The organism is Embleya sp. NPDC127516 (assembly GCF_044765325.1).
In the GTDB taxonomy this organism is placed as follows: Bacteria; Actinomycetota; Actinomycetes; order Streptomycetales; family Streptomycetaceae; genus Embleya.
This window is the reverse complement of the sequence record NZ_JBIWJT010000026.1, coordinates 52599-64844: the sequence shown is the minus strand read 5'-3', so window position 1 is coordinate 64844 and position 12246 is coordinate 52599. Positions and strand designations below refer to the sequence as shown.

General features: G+C 67.9%; 17 protein-coding genes. 16 read left to right on the top strand and 1 reads right to left on the bottom strand.

Annotated elements, in window-relative coordinates; genetic code table 11:
• From rplO to truA, 14 genes are all read left to right on the top strand, one after another.
• Positions 1-459 (top strand): 50S ribosomal protein L15, encoded by a 459-nt coding sequence (rplO, locus tag ACIRL2_RS37225; protein WP_395871687.1) that lies wholly within the window; start codon positions 1-3, stop codon positions 457-459.
• Between the two features lie 349 nt (positions 460-808).
• Complete coding sequence (gene secY, locus ACIRL2_RS37220) at positions 809-2131, top strand: preprotein translocase subunit SecY (RefSeq protein WP_020549217.1); 1323 nt, start codon at positions 809-811, stop codon at positions 2129-2131.
• Positions 2132-2785 carry an adenylate kinase gene (locus ACIRL2_RS37215; protein ID WP_395871685.1) on the top strand — a complete coding sequence of 218 codons (654 nt, stop codon included), beginning with the start codon at positions 2132-2134 and terminating at the stop codon, positions 2783-2785.
• Between the two features lie 142 nt (positions 2786-2927).
• Entirely contained in the window at positions 2928-3695 is a 768-nt protein-coding gene (gene map / locus ACIRL2_RS37210; RefSeq protein ID WP_395871683.1) for a type I methionyl aminopeptidase, read from the top strand.
• Positions 3696-3783: 88 nt separating this feature from the next.
• Entirely contained in the window at positions 3784-4350 is a 567-nt protein-coding gene (locus tag ACIRL2_RS37205) for a DUF1707 domain-containing protein (protein WP_402238243.1), read from the top strand.
• Positions 4351-4368: 18 nt separating this feature from the next.
• Positions 4369-4749 carry a DUF1707 domain-containing protein gene (locus ACIRL2_RS37200; RefSeq protein WP_395871680.1) on the top strand — a complete coding sequence of 127 codons (381 nt, stop codon included), beginning with the start codon at positions 4369-4371 and terminating at the stop codon, positions 4747-4749.
• 195 nt (positions 4750-4944) lie between these two features.
• Positions 4945-5166, top strand: coding sequence for a translation initiation factor IF-1 (infA, locus tag ACIRL2_RS37195; RefSeq protein WP_018382544.1), 222 nt, complete (start codon positions 4945-4947; stop codon positions 5164-5166).
• A gap of 116 nt (positions 5167-5282) precedes the next feature.
• Complete coding sequence (gene rpmJ, locus ACIRL2_RS37190) at positions 5283-5396, top strand: 50S ribosomal protein L36 (RefSeq protein ID WP_009740505.1); 114 nt, start codon at positions 5283-5285, stop codon at positions 5394-5396.
• Between the two features lie 182 nt (positions 5397-5578).
• On the top strand, positions 5579-5959 hold the full coding sequence (gene rpsM, locus ACIRL2_RS37185; RefSeq protein WP_020549212.1) for a 30S ribosomal protein S13: 381 nt from the start codon (positions 5579-5581) through the stop codon (positions 5957-5959).
• 67 nt (positions 5960-6026) lie between these two features.
• A complete protein-coding gene (gene rpsK, locus ACIRL2_RS37180) occupies positions 6027-6428 on the top strand; it encodes a 30S ribosomal protein S11 (RefSeq protein ID WP_020549211.1) in 402 nt (133 codons plus the stop codon).
• A gap of 28 nt (positions 6429-6456) precedes the next feature.
• Positions 6457-7083 carry a 30S ribosomal protein S4 gene (gene rpsD, locus ACIRL2_RS37175; protein WP_020549210.1) on the top strand — a complete coding sequence of 209 codons (627 nt, stop codon included), beginning with the start codon at positions 6457-6459 and terminating at the stop codon, positions 7081-7083.
• A gap of 100 nt (positions 7084-7183) precedes the next feature.
• Positions 7184-8200, top strand: coding sequence for a DNA-directed RNA polymerase subunit alpha (locus tag ACIRL2_RS37170; RefSeq protein ID WP_020549209.1), 1017 nt, complete (start codon positions 7184-7186; stop codon positions 8198-8200).
• A 99-nt stretch (positions 8201-8299) separates the two neighbouring features.
• The gene (gene rplQ / locus ACIRL2_RS37165; protein ID WP_395871678.1) at positions 8300-8821 is read left to right on the top strand and encodes a 50S ribosomal protein L17; all 522 of its coding nucleotides are present in this window, start codon (positions 8300-8302) and stop codon (positions 8819-8821) included.
• Between the two features lie 100 nt (positions 8822-8921).
• Entirely contained in the window at positions 8922-9764 is an 843-nt protein-coding gene (gene truA, locus ACIRL2_RS37160; RefSeq protein ID WP_395871676.1) for a tRNA pseudouridine(38-40) synthase TruA, read from the top strand.
• Positions 9765-9809: 45 nt separating this feature from the next.
• Here truA and ACIRL2_RS37155 read toward each other — a convergent pair whose 3' ends face one another.
• Positions 9810-10856, bottom strand: coding sequence for a hypothetical protein (locus ACIRL2_RS37155; RefSeq protein WP_395871674.1), 1047 nt, complete (start codon positions 10854-10856; stop codon positions 9810-9812).
• A 357-nt stretch (positions 10857-11213) separates the two neighbouring features.
• Between ACIRL2_RS37155 and rplM the strand changes: the two genes are divergently transcribed.
• Complete coding sequence (gene rplM / locus ACIRL2_RS37150; protein WP_020549205.1) at positions 11214-11657, top strand: 50S ribosomal protein L13; 444 nt, start codon at positions 11214-11216, stop codon at positions 11655-11657.
• A 41-nt stretch (positions 11658-11698) separates the two neighbouring features.
• Positions 11699-12184 carry a 30S ribosomal protein S9 gene (gene rpsI, locus ACIRL2_RS37145; RefSeq protein ID WP_395871672.1) on the top strand — a complete coding sequence of 162 codons (486 nt, stop codon included), beginning with the start codon at positions 11699-11701 and terminating at the stop codon, positions 12182-12184.
• The last annotated feature ends 62 nt before the right edge of the window (positions 12185-12246 follow it).

The window sequence follows — 12246 nt, the reverse complement described above, 5'->3', positions numbered from 1 at the left end:
ATGGGTGCTGACAACCCGCTGAAGGTGCACCACCTGCGGCCCGCCCCGGGCGCCAAGACCGCCAAGACCCGCGTGGGTCGTGGCGAGGGCTCCAAGGGTAAGACCGCCGGTCGTGGCACCAAGGGCACCAAGGCTCGTTACCAGGTGCCGGCCCGCTTCGAGGGTGGGCAGATGCCGCTGCACATGCGGCTGCCCAAGCTCAAGGGCTTCAAGAACCCGTTCCGGGTCGAGTTCCAGGTCGTGAACCTGGACAAGATCGAGGCCCTGTACCCCAACGGTGGCGAAGTCACCGTCGAGGGTCTGATCGAGAAGGGCGCGGTTCGCAAGAACCTGCCCGTCAAGATCCTGGGCACCGGCGAGATCTCGGTTGCCGTCCAGGTGAAGGTGCACGCCTTCTCCGGCTCGGCGAAGACCAAGATCGCCGCCGCGGGTGGTTCGACCGACGAACTGTCGGTCTGATCCGAACGCGGGACAAGGTGTGATCGTCATGGCCCGTTCGGATCGGTACCGAACGGGCCTTGACGTCGTTGGAGGCTATAGCGCAGGGGTGTCACGCCGGTAAGGTGGTGGCGCCCCTGTGGTTTGCTGTGACGTGGGGGCAGGTTCATTGCTCCACCCCCACACATGACTTGCTGTGTTTTTACCGTGTGTTGTGTCATGTCGCAGGAACGTCGGGCCGGGGCGATACTTCCGGGCCGTCGGCGCTGTTATTGTCCGTGAGGTTCCTGTGTGGGACCTGACCAGTGGTCCTACCGGACCGACGACTCGATCGACTCGCCCCTAAGACGGGCGAGGCGCAGGAGGCAGTGTGCTCACCGCGTTCGCCAGGGCGTTCCGCACGCCCGACCTGCGCAAGAAGCTGCTGTTCACGTTGGCGATCATCGTCCTCTTCCGGATCGGGTCGCATATCCCGGTACCGGGCGTCTCGTTCGAGATGGTGCGCTCTTGCGTAGAGGACTCCAACCGGAACAGCCTGTTCGGCCTCGTGAACATGTTCAGCGGCGGCGCGCTGCTGCAACTCACGATCTTCGCGCTGGGGATCATGCCGTACATCACGGCGAGCATCATCCTGCAGCTCCTCACCGTGGTGATCCCGCGGTTGGAGGCCCTCAAGAAGGAGGGGCAGTCCGGCACCGCGAAGATCACCCAGTACACCCGGTACCTGACCATCGCTTTGTCGATCCTGCAGTCCACCGCGCTGATCGCCACCGCACGCAGCGGCGCGCTCTTCTCCAGCGCCCGCAGCGCCACCTGCGACCCGCAGGGCATCGTTCCGGACGACTCGCTCTTCCGAGTGATCGTCATGGTCGCCGTGATGACCGCCGGCACCTCGACGATCATGTGGCTCGGTGAGCTGATCACCGACCGCGGCATCGGCAACGGCATGTCCATCCTGATGTTCGTCTCGGTCGCCGCCGGCTTCCCGGCCGCGCTGTGGACGATCAAGGAGCAGGGCACCATCGGCGGCGGTTGGGTACCGTTCTTCACCGTCATCGCCATCGGCCTCGTGATGGTCGGCCTGGTGGTCTTCGTGGAACAGGCGCAGCGCCGGATCCCGGTGCAGTACGCCAAGCGCATGATCGGGCGTCGCGCCTACGGCGGGACCTCGACCTACATCCCGCTCAAGGTGAACCAGGCGGGCATCATCCCCGTCATCTTCGCCTCGTCGCTGCTGTACATCCCGGCCCTCATCGCTCAGTTCAGCGGTGGGAAATCGGACTGGGCGGTGTGGATCGAACGCCACTTCGTCAAGGGCGACCATCCGCTGTACATGATCACGTACTTCCTGCTGATCGTCTTCTTCGCGTTCTTCTACGTGGCCATCACGTTCAACCCCGAAGAAGTTGCCGACAACATGAAGAAGTATGGTGGCTTCATTCCGGGGATCCGCGCCGGCAGACCGACCGCGGAATACCTGAACTACATCCTCACCAGGATCACGTGGCCCGGATCGTTGTACCTGGGCATGATCGCGTTGGTACCCAGCATCGCGCTCGTGCTCTTCAACGCCAACCAGAACTTCCCGTTCGGCGGCACGAGCATCCTGATCATCGTGGGAGTGGGTCTGGAAACCGTGAAGCAGATCGAGAGTCAGCTCCAGCAGCGCAACTACGAAGGCTTCCTCCGCTAAATGCGTATCGTTCTCGTGGGGCCTCCCGGCGCGGGTAAGGGAACCCAGGCCCAGTACATCGCCGCCAACCTGTCGATTCCCGCCGTCTCGACCGGTGACATCTTCCGCGCCAACGTGAGTCAGGGCACCCCGCTCGGCCGCGAGGCGAAGACCTACATGGACGCGGGCAACCTGGTACCCGACGAGGTGACCATAGGCATGGTCCGGGAGCGCCTGGCGCAGCCGGACGTCGCCGCCGGTTTCCTGCTCGACGGGTTCCCGCGCAACACGGCCCAGGCCAAGGTGCTCGACGAGATCCTCGCCGAGAACGACACCGAACTCGACGTCGTGCTCGAACTCAAGGTCGACGACTCGGAGATCATCCAGCGGATCTCCGGCCGTCGGCAGTGCCGCGCCAACGGGCACGTCTGCCACATCCTGACCGACCCGCCGAAGGTCGCCGGGGTCTGCGACGAGTGCGGGAGCGAGCTGTACCAGCGCGACGACGACCGCGAGGAGACCGTTCGGCACCGTCTGGACGTGTACAAGGAGCAGACCGAACCCTTGGTCGGCTATTACTCCGAGCGCAACCTCCTGCTGCCGATCCAGGCGACCGGTCCGGTCAAGGAGGTCACCGAGCGCGCGATGGCCGCGCTTCGGGAGTTCCGCGCCTGATCGGCGTCGGCCGCGACAGACATCACACATGGGCGATCCGGGGAAACCCCGGATCGCCCATCGTGCTTTCGCGCCGACACACAACCTCGGCGACACACGAATACGAATGAGGACGGCCATGCCGGTGTTCAGGAAGCGGCAGATGCGAATCGAACGCAAGACGCCCGAGCAGATCGAGAAGATGCGTCGCGCCGGGGCCGTCGTGGCACACACCCTGGAGGCGCTGCGCGAAGCGGCGAAGCCGGGCGTGACGACGGCCGACCTGGACGCGATCGCCGAACGCTCGATCCGCGCCGCGGGCGCGATCCCCTCGTTCAAGGGCTACCACGGCTTCCCCGCGTCGATCTGCGCGTCGGTCAACGACGTGGTGGTGCACGGGATTCCGGACGAGACGCCGTTGCACGACGGAGACATCATCTCGATCGACTGCGGGGCGATCCTGGACGGCTGGCACGGCGACTCGGCGATCACCGTGCCGATCGGCACGGTGCGGCCCGAGGTGCTCGAACTGAGCCGGGTGTGCGAGCAGTCGATGTGGGCGGGCATCGAGGCCGCGGTGGCCGGCGGTCGGCTGACCGACATCAGCCACGCGGTGGAGAAGTCGATCCGGGCCAACCCGCTGCCGGGCGGCGCCAAGTACGGCATCGTCGAGGACTACGGCGGCCACGGCATCGGCACCGAGATGCACCAGGACCCGCACGTGCTCAACTACGGCCCCGGCGGGCGCGGGCCGCGCCTGGAGGTCGGGGTGTGCCTGGCGATCGAGCCGATGGTCACCCTGGGCAAGCCGGACACGTACACGCTGGCCGACGAGTGGACGGTCAAGACCACCGCGGGCGGCTACGCGGCGCACTGGGAGCACTCGATCGCGATCACCGAGAACGGGCCCGTGGTACTGACGCTGCCCTGATGCCAGACCCCCCTCGATGGTGGGGCTGGCACCATGTACGACTCTTCGCGCCCTGCCTAGTGTCGATGACATGGTGAGGACTCCGACCATGCGGGCATCCGACGTGGACCGTGAGGCGGCGGTGACGCTGCTGCGCGATCACCACGCCGTCGGACGGTTGACGCTCGCAGAGTTCAACGAACGCATGGGGGCCGCCTACGAGGCGGTCACGCTGGGGGAGCTGGCTCGGCTGATCGCCGATCTGCCGCCGCCGGAACACCTGGAGGCGGATGTCGAGGTGATCCGCGCGCGGATGGCCTACGAGGTGGCCCGTACCCGGGCGACCCTGGCGCGGCCGGTCGCGCCGGAGCCGCCGCCGGTCGCGTCCTGGCCGGCGCCCCGGCCCGCGCCGCCGCCGGTCCGGCCGCAGGTGCGCCGGGAGGTGGTTCCAGCGCACGGGGAGCGCGACGGGTGGGCCGCCGGCGCGCGGGCCCTGCGCGCGGCGTGGACCACGCTGAACGCGGTCACCGCGTTGAACGTGGTGATCTGGCTGCTGGTCGCGGTGGCCGGTACCGGGGTCGTGTACTTCTGGCCGGTGTGGGTCTACGGTCCCGCCGCGGCCGTGCTGGGTTCGATCCAGATGGTCTACTGGCGCCACGGGCGCTCCTCGCCGTGACCGGGCTACCCTCGTCTCATGGACCGAGATCCGAACGCTCCCGCGACTCCCACGGACCGCGAACGCGTGACCGCCGAGCTGCGTGAGCACCTCGCGTCGGGTCGGCTGGCGCTGTCCGAATACCGGGCGCGCCTGGACGCGGTCCGCCGAGCCGGTACGGTGGGGGAGCTCGACGCGGTCTCGGCGAATCTGCCGGGCCGTGAGGATCGAGACGACGCGGCGGGTGCGACGCCGCCGCCGGAGTACCGACCGATCGTCGACGCGCCTCCACGAGCCGGTGCCTACGGCCCGGCGGAGGAGCGGCGTCCGCGGGTTTCCAACGCGACGTTGAACAAGGTCTGGTTGGTCGTGATGTCACTCGGCGTGCTGGTGTGGGCGCTGGTCTACTTCCTGAGGTAGACCGACGGGCCCGGCGGGAACGGAACCTGCGGTTCCGGGCCCGGTTTCGCTTTCACTGGCCGAGTGCCTTAGACTGACTCGTCGGCTCACATGTAGCCAGGTTTGGCGCGCCCGTCATCTGGGCGCCAAAAATTTGAGCTTCGTCATGTGCGCCGGGTAACGGTAGCTGATCCCGAGATACGAAGCGCGGAGGACATGCCCAAGAAGCAAGGGGCCATCGAAATCGAGGGCACCGTCATCGAGTCGCTCCCCAACGCCATGTTTCGCGTGGAGCTTCAGAACGGGCACAAAGTCCTCGCGCACATCAGTGGGAAGATGCGGATGCACTACATCCGTATTCTTCCGGACGACCGGGTTGTCGTGGAGCTGAGCCCTTACGACCTGACCCGCGGCCGGATCGTCTACCGCTACAAGTAGGCGAGCCCCGGCCCTGCCCACGCCGAGCGTGGTGTGCGGGGCTTGGACGCAAACCGATAACCGACTCGGCGACGGCGGCGTGCCCGCACGCCTTCGTCACACGTACCGGAGAAATCATGAAGGTCAAGCCGAGCGTCAAGAAGATCTGCGACAAGTGCAAGGTGATCCGCCGTCACGGCCGGGTCATGGTGATCTGCGAGAACCTGCGCCACAAGCAGCGCCAGGGCTGAGCAACACCCCCCTCGCACAACGAGCGATCGACGCGCGACGCACCCCGTAAGAGCCGCAGCACCCGACCCCCGTTTCGTGCGGGACGCCACCCTCGGCCGGAGGCCGAGGACCGAGGACATCTCCAGAAGGTGTGCCGGACCGGTGCTGGGCCAGACCTCCGACTAAACCAGGAGCCACACATATGGCACGCCTCGTCGGCGTCGACCTCCCCCGTGAGAAGCGGGTCGAGGTCGCTCTGACCTACATCTTCGGCGTCGGGCGCACTCGTGCGCTGGACACGCTGAAGAACACCGGTGTCAACCCCGACACCCGCGTCCGCGATCTCGCCGAGGACGACCTGATCAAGCTTCGCGACTGGATCGAGTCGAACTACCGCGTCGAGGGTGACCTCCGCCGCGAAGTTCAGGCCGACATCCGCCGCAAGGTCGAGATCGGTTGCTACGAAGGTCTGCGTCACCGTCGCGGTCTTCCCGTCCGCGGTCAGCGCACCCACACCAACGCGCGTACCCGCAAGGGCCCGCGCCGCGCGATCGCCGGCAAGAAGAAGCCGGGCAAGAAGTAGTCCGCGTACGACGGATCACGCGGTCCTCAATTCGTAGCGGACCGACGACCTCAGGAGTTTCCAGCAGATGCCTCCCAAGAGCCGCGCGGGCGCCAAGAAGGTGCGCCGCAAGGAAAAGAAGAACGTCGCTCACGGGCACGCCCACATCAAGAGCACGTTCAACAACACCATCGTTTCGATCACGGACCCCAGCGGCAACGTGATCTCGTGGGCCTCCGCGGGCCACGTCGGCTTCAAGGGTTCGCGCAAGTCGACCCCCTTCGCCGCGCAGATGGCCGCCGAGTCCGCCGCGCGTCGTGCCCAGGAGCACGGCATGCGCAAGGTCGACGTTTTCGTCAAGGGCCCGGGTTCCGGTCGTGAGACCGCCATTCGTTCGCTGCAGGCCACCGGCCTGGAGGTCGGCTCCATTCAGGACGTCACCCCCGTGCCGCACAACGGCTGCCGCCCCCCCAAGCGCCGCCGCGTCTGACCAGCAGCTGACTAGGAGTTAAAGAACAATGGCGCGTTACACCGGCGCGGACTGCAAGCGCTGCCGTCGCGAGAAGATGAAGCTGTTCCTCAAGGGCAGCAAGTGCGAGGGCCCGAAGTGCCCGATCGAGATTCGCCCCTACCCGCCGGGTGAGCACGGTCGTGGCCGTACCAAGGACAGCGAGTACCTGCTGCAGATGCGCGAGAAGCAGAAGTGCGCGCGCATCTACGGTGTGCTCGAGAAGCAGTTCAAGGGCTACTACGAGGAAGCGAACCGTCGCCAGGGCAAGACCGGCGAGAACCTGCTTCGCATCCTCGAGTCGCGCCTGGACAACGTGGTCTACCGCGCGGGCTTCGCCAAGTCGCGTGACCACGCCCGTCAGCTCGTTCGCCACGGTCACATCGTGGTCAACGGCGTCAAGACGGACATCCCGTCGTTCCGGGTCTCCGACAACGACATCATCGAGGTCCGCAAGGACTCGGTCGAGCTGACCCCGTTCGTGGTCGCCCGTGCCGAGGCCGGCGAGCGCACCGTCCCGGCCTGGCTCGAGGTCATCCCGGGCAAGATGCGCATCCTCGTGCACTCCCTCCCCGCGCGTCAGGTCATCGACACGCAGGTGCAGGAGCAGCTCATCGTCGAGCTCTACTCCAAGTAAGAGCTCCACGGGATCGGGCGGACCGGGATTGTGCCGGTCCGCCCGTATCCTTGTTTCCACTGGCGTCAAATAGCGGGCGTCATTACCAGGAGGCATCCCCATGCTTATCGCCCAGCGGCCGACCCTCACCGAGGACGTCGTCGACGAATACCGCTCGCGGTTCGTCATCGAGCCCCTCGAGCCCGGCTTCGGCTACACGCTCGGCAACTCGCTCCGTCGTACGCTCCTGTCCTCGATCCCGGGCGCTGCTGTCACCAGCATCCGGATCGACGGCGTCCTGCACGAGTTCACCACCGTGCCGGGTGTCAAGGAGGACGTCACCGACCTCATCCTGAACATCAAGCAGCTCGTCGTCTCCTCGGAGCACGACGAGCCGGTCGTGATGTACCTGCGCAAGCAGGGCCCGGGTGTGGTCACCGCCGGCGACATCGCGCCGCCGGCCGGTGTCGAGGTGCACAACCCCGACCTGGTCCTGGCGACGCTGAACGCCAAGGGCAAGCTGGAGATGGAGCTGACCGTCGAGCGCGGTCGCGGCTACGTCTCCGCGGTGCAGAACAAGCAGGCGGGCCAGGAGATCGGCCGCGTGCCGGTCGACTCGATCTACTCGCCGGTGCTCAAGGTCACGTACAAGGTCGAGGCCACCCGTGTCGAGCAGCGCACGGACTTCGACAAGCTGATCGTCGACGTCGAAACCAAGCAGTCCATGCGTCCGCGCGACGCGATGGCCTCCGCGGGCAAGACGCTGGTCGAGCTGTTCGGTCTCGCCCGCGAGCTGAACATCGACGCCGAGGGCATCGACATGGGCCCGTCGCCGACCGACGCCGCGCTCGCGGCCGATCTGGCGCTGCCGATCGAGGAGCTCGAGCTCACGGTCCGCTCGTACAACTGCCTCAAGCGCGAGGGCATCCACACCGTGGGTGAACTGGTCGCGCGCAGCGAGGCCGACCTGCTGGACATCCGCAACTTCGGTGCGAAGTCCATCGACGAGGTCAAGGCGAAGCTCAACGGGATGGGTCTGGCCCTCAAGGACAGCCCGCCCGGGTTCGACCCGACCGCCGCCGCGGACAGCTTCGGCGACGAGGACGACCACGGTTTCGCCGAGACCGAGCAGTACTGAGCTTCGTCGCGAGGCGTAGCCCACCACCCGGGCCGACCGGCCCGGGTGGACTGACGCCGGTACCTGATACGGCCGGCGCAGGAATATCTAGGAGAGAACATGCCCAGGCCCACCAAGGGTCCGCGCCTCGGCGGCGGCCCGTCCCACGAGCGGCTGATCCTGGCCGGTCTCGCGACGGCGCTGTTCGAGCACGGTCGGATCACCACGACCGAGGCCAAGGCGCGTCGGCTGCGTCCCGTCGCCGAGCGACTGATCACCAAGGCGAAGAAGGGCGACCTGCACAACCGTCGCCAGGTGCTCACGATCGTTCGTGACAAGAGCGTCGTGCACGCGCTCTTCGAGGAGATCGCTCCTCGGTACGAGAACCGCCCGGGCGGTTACACGCGCATCACCAAGATCGGCAACCGCAAGGGCGACAACGCGCCCATGGCGGTCATCGAGCTGGTCGAGGCGCTGACCGTGGCGCAGACCGCGGTCGGCGAGGCCGAGGCCGCCACGAAGCGCTCGGTCAAGGAGCAGGAGACCGCCAAGGTCGAGACGACGAAGGTCGTCGAGACCGAGGAGGCGCCCGCCGCCGAGGCCGAGAAGGCCGAGGAGAGCAAGGACGCCGACAAGGCCTGACGGTCTCGTCGCGTGCTCCACGCGTTGTGAATCACAGTGCGAGCCCGTCCCCCGTACCCGTACGGAGGGCGGGCTCGCGCCATGCCCGGAGGTGGTTGACGTGGTGCGCTTGCGCATCGATCTGTCGTACGACGGCACCGAGTTCGCGGGCTGGGCCCGGCAGCGCGAGCTGCGCACCGTGCAGGGCACGCTGGAGAGCGCCCTGACCACCGTGCTGCGGCTGGCCGAGCCCGCCCAGTTGACGGTGGCCGGGCGCACGGACGCGGGGGTGCACGCGCGGGGTCAGGTGGCCCACCTCGACGTGCCCGACGAGGTGTGGGCCGCGCTGGGCGACGTGGCGCTGCGTCGGGTCACCGGGGCGCTGCCCCGGGATCTGCGGGTGCGCGACATCACCGTGGCGCCCGAGGGCTTCGACGCCCGGTTCGGCGCGATCTGGCGGCGCTACGCGTATCGGGTGTGCGACGCGCCGGGCGGGGTGGACCCGCTGCGGCGGGGCAGCGTGGTGTGGCACGACCGGCCGCTGGACGAGACCCGGATGAACGCGGCCGCGCAGCGGTTGTTGGGCGAGCACGACTTCGCGTCGTTCTGCCGCAAGCGCGAGGGGGCCACCACCGTGCGCTGCCTCCAGGACTTCTCCTGGGCGCGCGAGACGCCGAGCGGGGCCGATGTGGGTCCCGCGTTTCGGCCGGTGATCGTGGCGACCGTGCGGGCCGACGCGTTCTGCCACAACATGGTGCGCTCGCTGGTGGGCGCGATGCTGGCGGTGGGCACCGGACGCAAGCCGGTGGAGTGGCCGCTGGAGGTGCTCGGGCGCGCGGTGCGCGACTCGGGCGTGCACGTCGCGCCCGCGCACGGGTTGACCCTGGAGGAGGTGGCCTACCCGGCGGACGCGTTGCTCGCGGACCGGGTGACGGCCACCCGTCGGCGTCGGGACGGCGGCTGAGGTCGGGATGGACGGGGGTCGGGGTGCGGCCCCGGCCCGTCCGGGTCAGCCCTGGATCTGTTCCAGGGCCTTGCGCCGGTTCTCGTCGTCGATCTGCTTGGAGCGCGCCTCGCCGCGTGCGGTCAGCGAGTTCCACAGGAACTTGTCCACGTCGTCCTGGGCCTGCGCCATGGTCTTGTCGTCGCCGACCGGGTCCTTGCCGTCGGCGTACCAGTCCAGGGTGAACAGCGCGTAGCGGCCGACGGAGTTGCGCAGCTTGCCGTGCTTTTGCTTCTGGGCGTCGAGGACCTTGACGCCGGGGCCGGCCAGCGGCAGCAGTTCGCCGCCATCCTTGCCGTTCTTGATCGCCGCGGCCTTGTCGGCGGAGGGGAACGAGGCGACCGCGGCGGTGGAGACGATGCCGTTCGGGCCGACCACCGCGAGTCGGATGAGCTGGGTGCACTGCTGGTTGCGCGCGGCCGGGCCGAGCTTGGCGTCGGTGCCGTCCGAACAGGTGTTGTCCAGCTTGCTCGCGACCACCGAGTACTGCCGCCCGTTGACGGTGAACTTCGCGCCGGGGAACAGCGATTCGACCGTGAACGGCGCGTTGTCCAGGGCCGGGTCGGCGAGCACGGCCTGGGCCGGAGGCGGCGGCGGGACCGTGGGCGCGGGGCGGAAGGTGGGCTTGGCCGGGGCGAAGGTCGAGGCGGACGGGACGCCCGAGGCGCCCGGTCCCGCGCTCTTCTTGTCGTCGTCGCCGGACGTGGCCATGACCGCCGCGACCACGCCGCCGATCAGGGCGAGTCCGAGCACGGAGCCGCCCACGGTGAACAGCAGCCTGCGGCGGCGGGCCGCCGCGTCGCGTCGCTCCGCCAGCGCGTCCCAGTCGGGACCGGTGGAGGAGCCGAACTGCTGTTGCCCCGTTGGCTGTTCGTGCGCCGGTCGGGCGAAGGGCTGCTGTGGTTGGGGATGCGGCTGTGGCCCCTGGGGGCCCTGCGCCTGGGTGGGGAACGGATCCCACGCGTGGGCCGGCTGCCCCGGTGACCCGGGCCCGCCCGGGCGTACGCTCCAGGGCTGCTGCCCGTCGTCTCCCGGTGTACCGACCCCCGACATACCCGCCCCCTGCAAGGAGTGACCCGCCTCGGCTCCCCATGCGCCGACGACCCGATCGTTCGGCGCATCGTACCTATCCGCCGATCCGGTGAGGACCGGCGTGGCACGGTAGGAGCACCCGCGCGGATGGCTTACGCTGGGGAGGGGCGTGAGCAGATCATCGCCCCATTGCTCGTTTTGACCGGCACCCCCTTGACCCGGTATTGTGCCGGTTCGTTGTGCGTATTGGCTTGCTTGAGTGGAGTCGGTACGCCGGGCCGCCGGCCACCGGAGTCCGCATTCGGTTCGGAATCATCTCCCGGACAGCCAGTCGGCATCCGTAAGCACACACTCACGAAGAAGCGAAGGCTATCGACCGTGCGCACGTACAGCCCCAAGCCCGGCGACGTCCAGCGTCAGTGGCACGTCATCGACGCGACCGATGTCGTGCTCGGCCGTCTGTCCACCCAGGCTGCTGCCCTGCTCCGGGGTAAGCACAAGCCGGTGTACGCGCCGCACGTCGACACCGGCGATTTCGTCATCATTGTGAACGCCGACAAGGTTCACCTGTCGGGCAACAAGCGCAGCCAGAAGATGGCGTACCGCCACTCCGGCTACCCGGGTGGCCTCCGCGCCGTCCGCTACGACGAGTTGCTGGAGAAGAACCCCGAGAAGGCCGTGGAGAAGGCCATCAAGGGCATGCTCCCGAAGAACACCCTGGGTCGGCAGATGTTGTCGAAGCTCAAGGTGTACCGCGGTTCCGAGCACCCGCACTCGGCGCAGCAGCCGGTTCCGTTCGAGATCACCCAGGTCGCGCAGTAGTCACGGCCACCGCCTGACGAACGAATAGTTTGAGGAGAACAGTGGCCGAGACCATTGCAGAAACCCCGATCGAGGAGACCGAGGGTCTTCCGCTCGAGAGCTACACGTCCGAGTCGCTCGCCTCGCGCTTCAGCGAGCCGCAGGCGGGTTCGGCCACCGGCCGCCGCAAGGAAGCCGTCGCGCGCGTCCGGATCGTTCCGGGCACGGGCAAGTGGAAGATCAACGGGCGCACGCTCGAGGAGTACTTCCCGAACAAGGTGCACCAGCAGCTCGTCAACGAGCCCTTCAAGGTGCTCGAGCTGGACGACCGCTACGACGTGCACGCCCGCATCCACGGTGGCGGCGTCTCCGGCCAGGCCGGCGCGCTGCGTCTGGGTGTGGCCCGTTCGCTGAACGAGGCCGATGTCGAGTCGAACCGCCCGGCGCTCAAGAAGGCCGGCTTCCTGACCCGTGACCCGCGTGCCACGGAGCGCAAGAAGTACGGTCTGAAGAAGGCGCGCAAGGCGCCTCAGTACAGCAAGCGCTAAACAGCCCGCAGCACCCTCTGCGGCTGTACGCAGCGTCATCAGGCCCCGGGGGCACGGTTCGT

Bases quoted from the DNA above. Each gene is read 5' to 3' on its own strand.
- map (WP_395871683.1), top strand. From the start codon at position 2,928: ATGCGAATCGAACGCAAGACGCCCGAGCAGATCGAGAAGATGCGTCGC.
- rpsM (WP_020549212.1), top strand. From the start codon at position 5,579: ATGGCACGCCTCGTCGGCGTCGACCTCCCCCGTGAGAAGCGGGTCGAG.
- rpsD (WP_020549210.1), top strand. From the start codon at position 6,457: ATGGCGCGTTACACCGGCGCGGACTGCAAGCGCTGCCGTCGCGAGAAG.
- ACIRL2_RS37170 (WP_020549209.1), top strand. From the start codon at position 7,184: ATGCTTATCGCCCAGCGGCCGACCCTCACCGAGGACGTCGTCGACGAA.
- rplQ (WP_395871678.1), top strand. From the start codon at position 8,300: ATGCCCAGGCCCACCAAGGGTCCGCGCCTCGGCGGCGGCCCGTCCCAC.
- infA (WP_018382544.1), top strand. From the start codon at position 4,945: ATGCCCAAGAAGCAAGGGGCCATCGAAATCGAGGGCACCGTCATCGAG.
- ACIRL2_RS37215 (WP_395871685.1), top strand. From the start codon at position 2,132: ATGCGTATCGTTCTCGTGGGGCCTCCCGGCGCGGGTAAGGGAACCCAG.
- ACIRL2_RS37205 (WP_402238243.1), top strand. From the start codon at position 3,784: ATGCGGGCATCCGACGTGGACCGTGAGGCGGCGGTGACGCTGCTGCGC.
- ACIRL2_RS37200 (WP_395871680.1), top strand. From the start codon at position 4,369: ATGGACCGAGATCCGAACGCTCCCGCGACTCCCACGGACCGCGAACGC.
- ACIRL2_RS37155 (WP_395871674.1), bottom strand. From the start codon at position 10,856: ATGTCGGGGGTCGGTACACCGGGAGACGACGGGCAGCAGCCCTGGAGC.
- rpsK (WP_020549211.1), top strand. From the start codon at position 6,027: ATGCCTCCCAAGAGCCGCGCGGGCGCCAAGAAGGTGCGCCGCAAGGAA.
- rplO (WP_395871687.1), top strand. From the start codon at position 1: ATGGGTGCTGACAACCCGCTGAAGGTGCACCACCTGCGGCCCGCCCCG.
- rpmJ (WP_009740505.1), top strand. From the start codon at position 5,283: ATGAAGGTCAAGCCGAGCGTCAAGAAGATCTGCGACAAGTGCAAGGTG.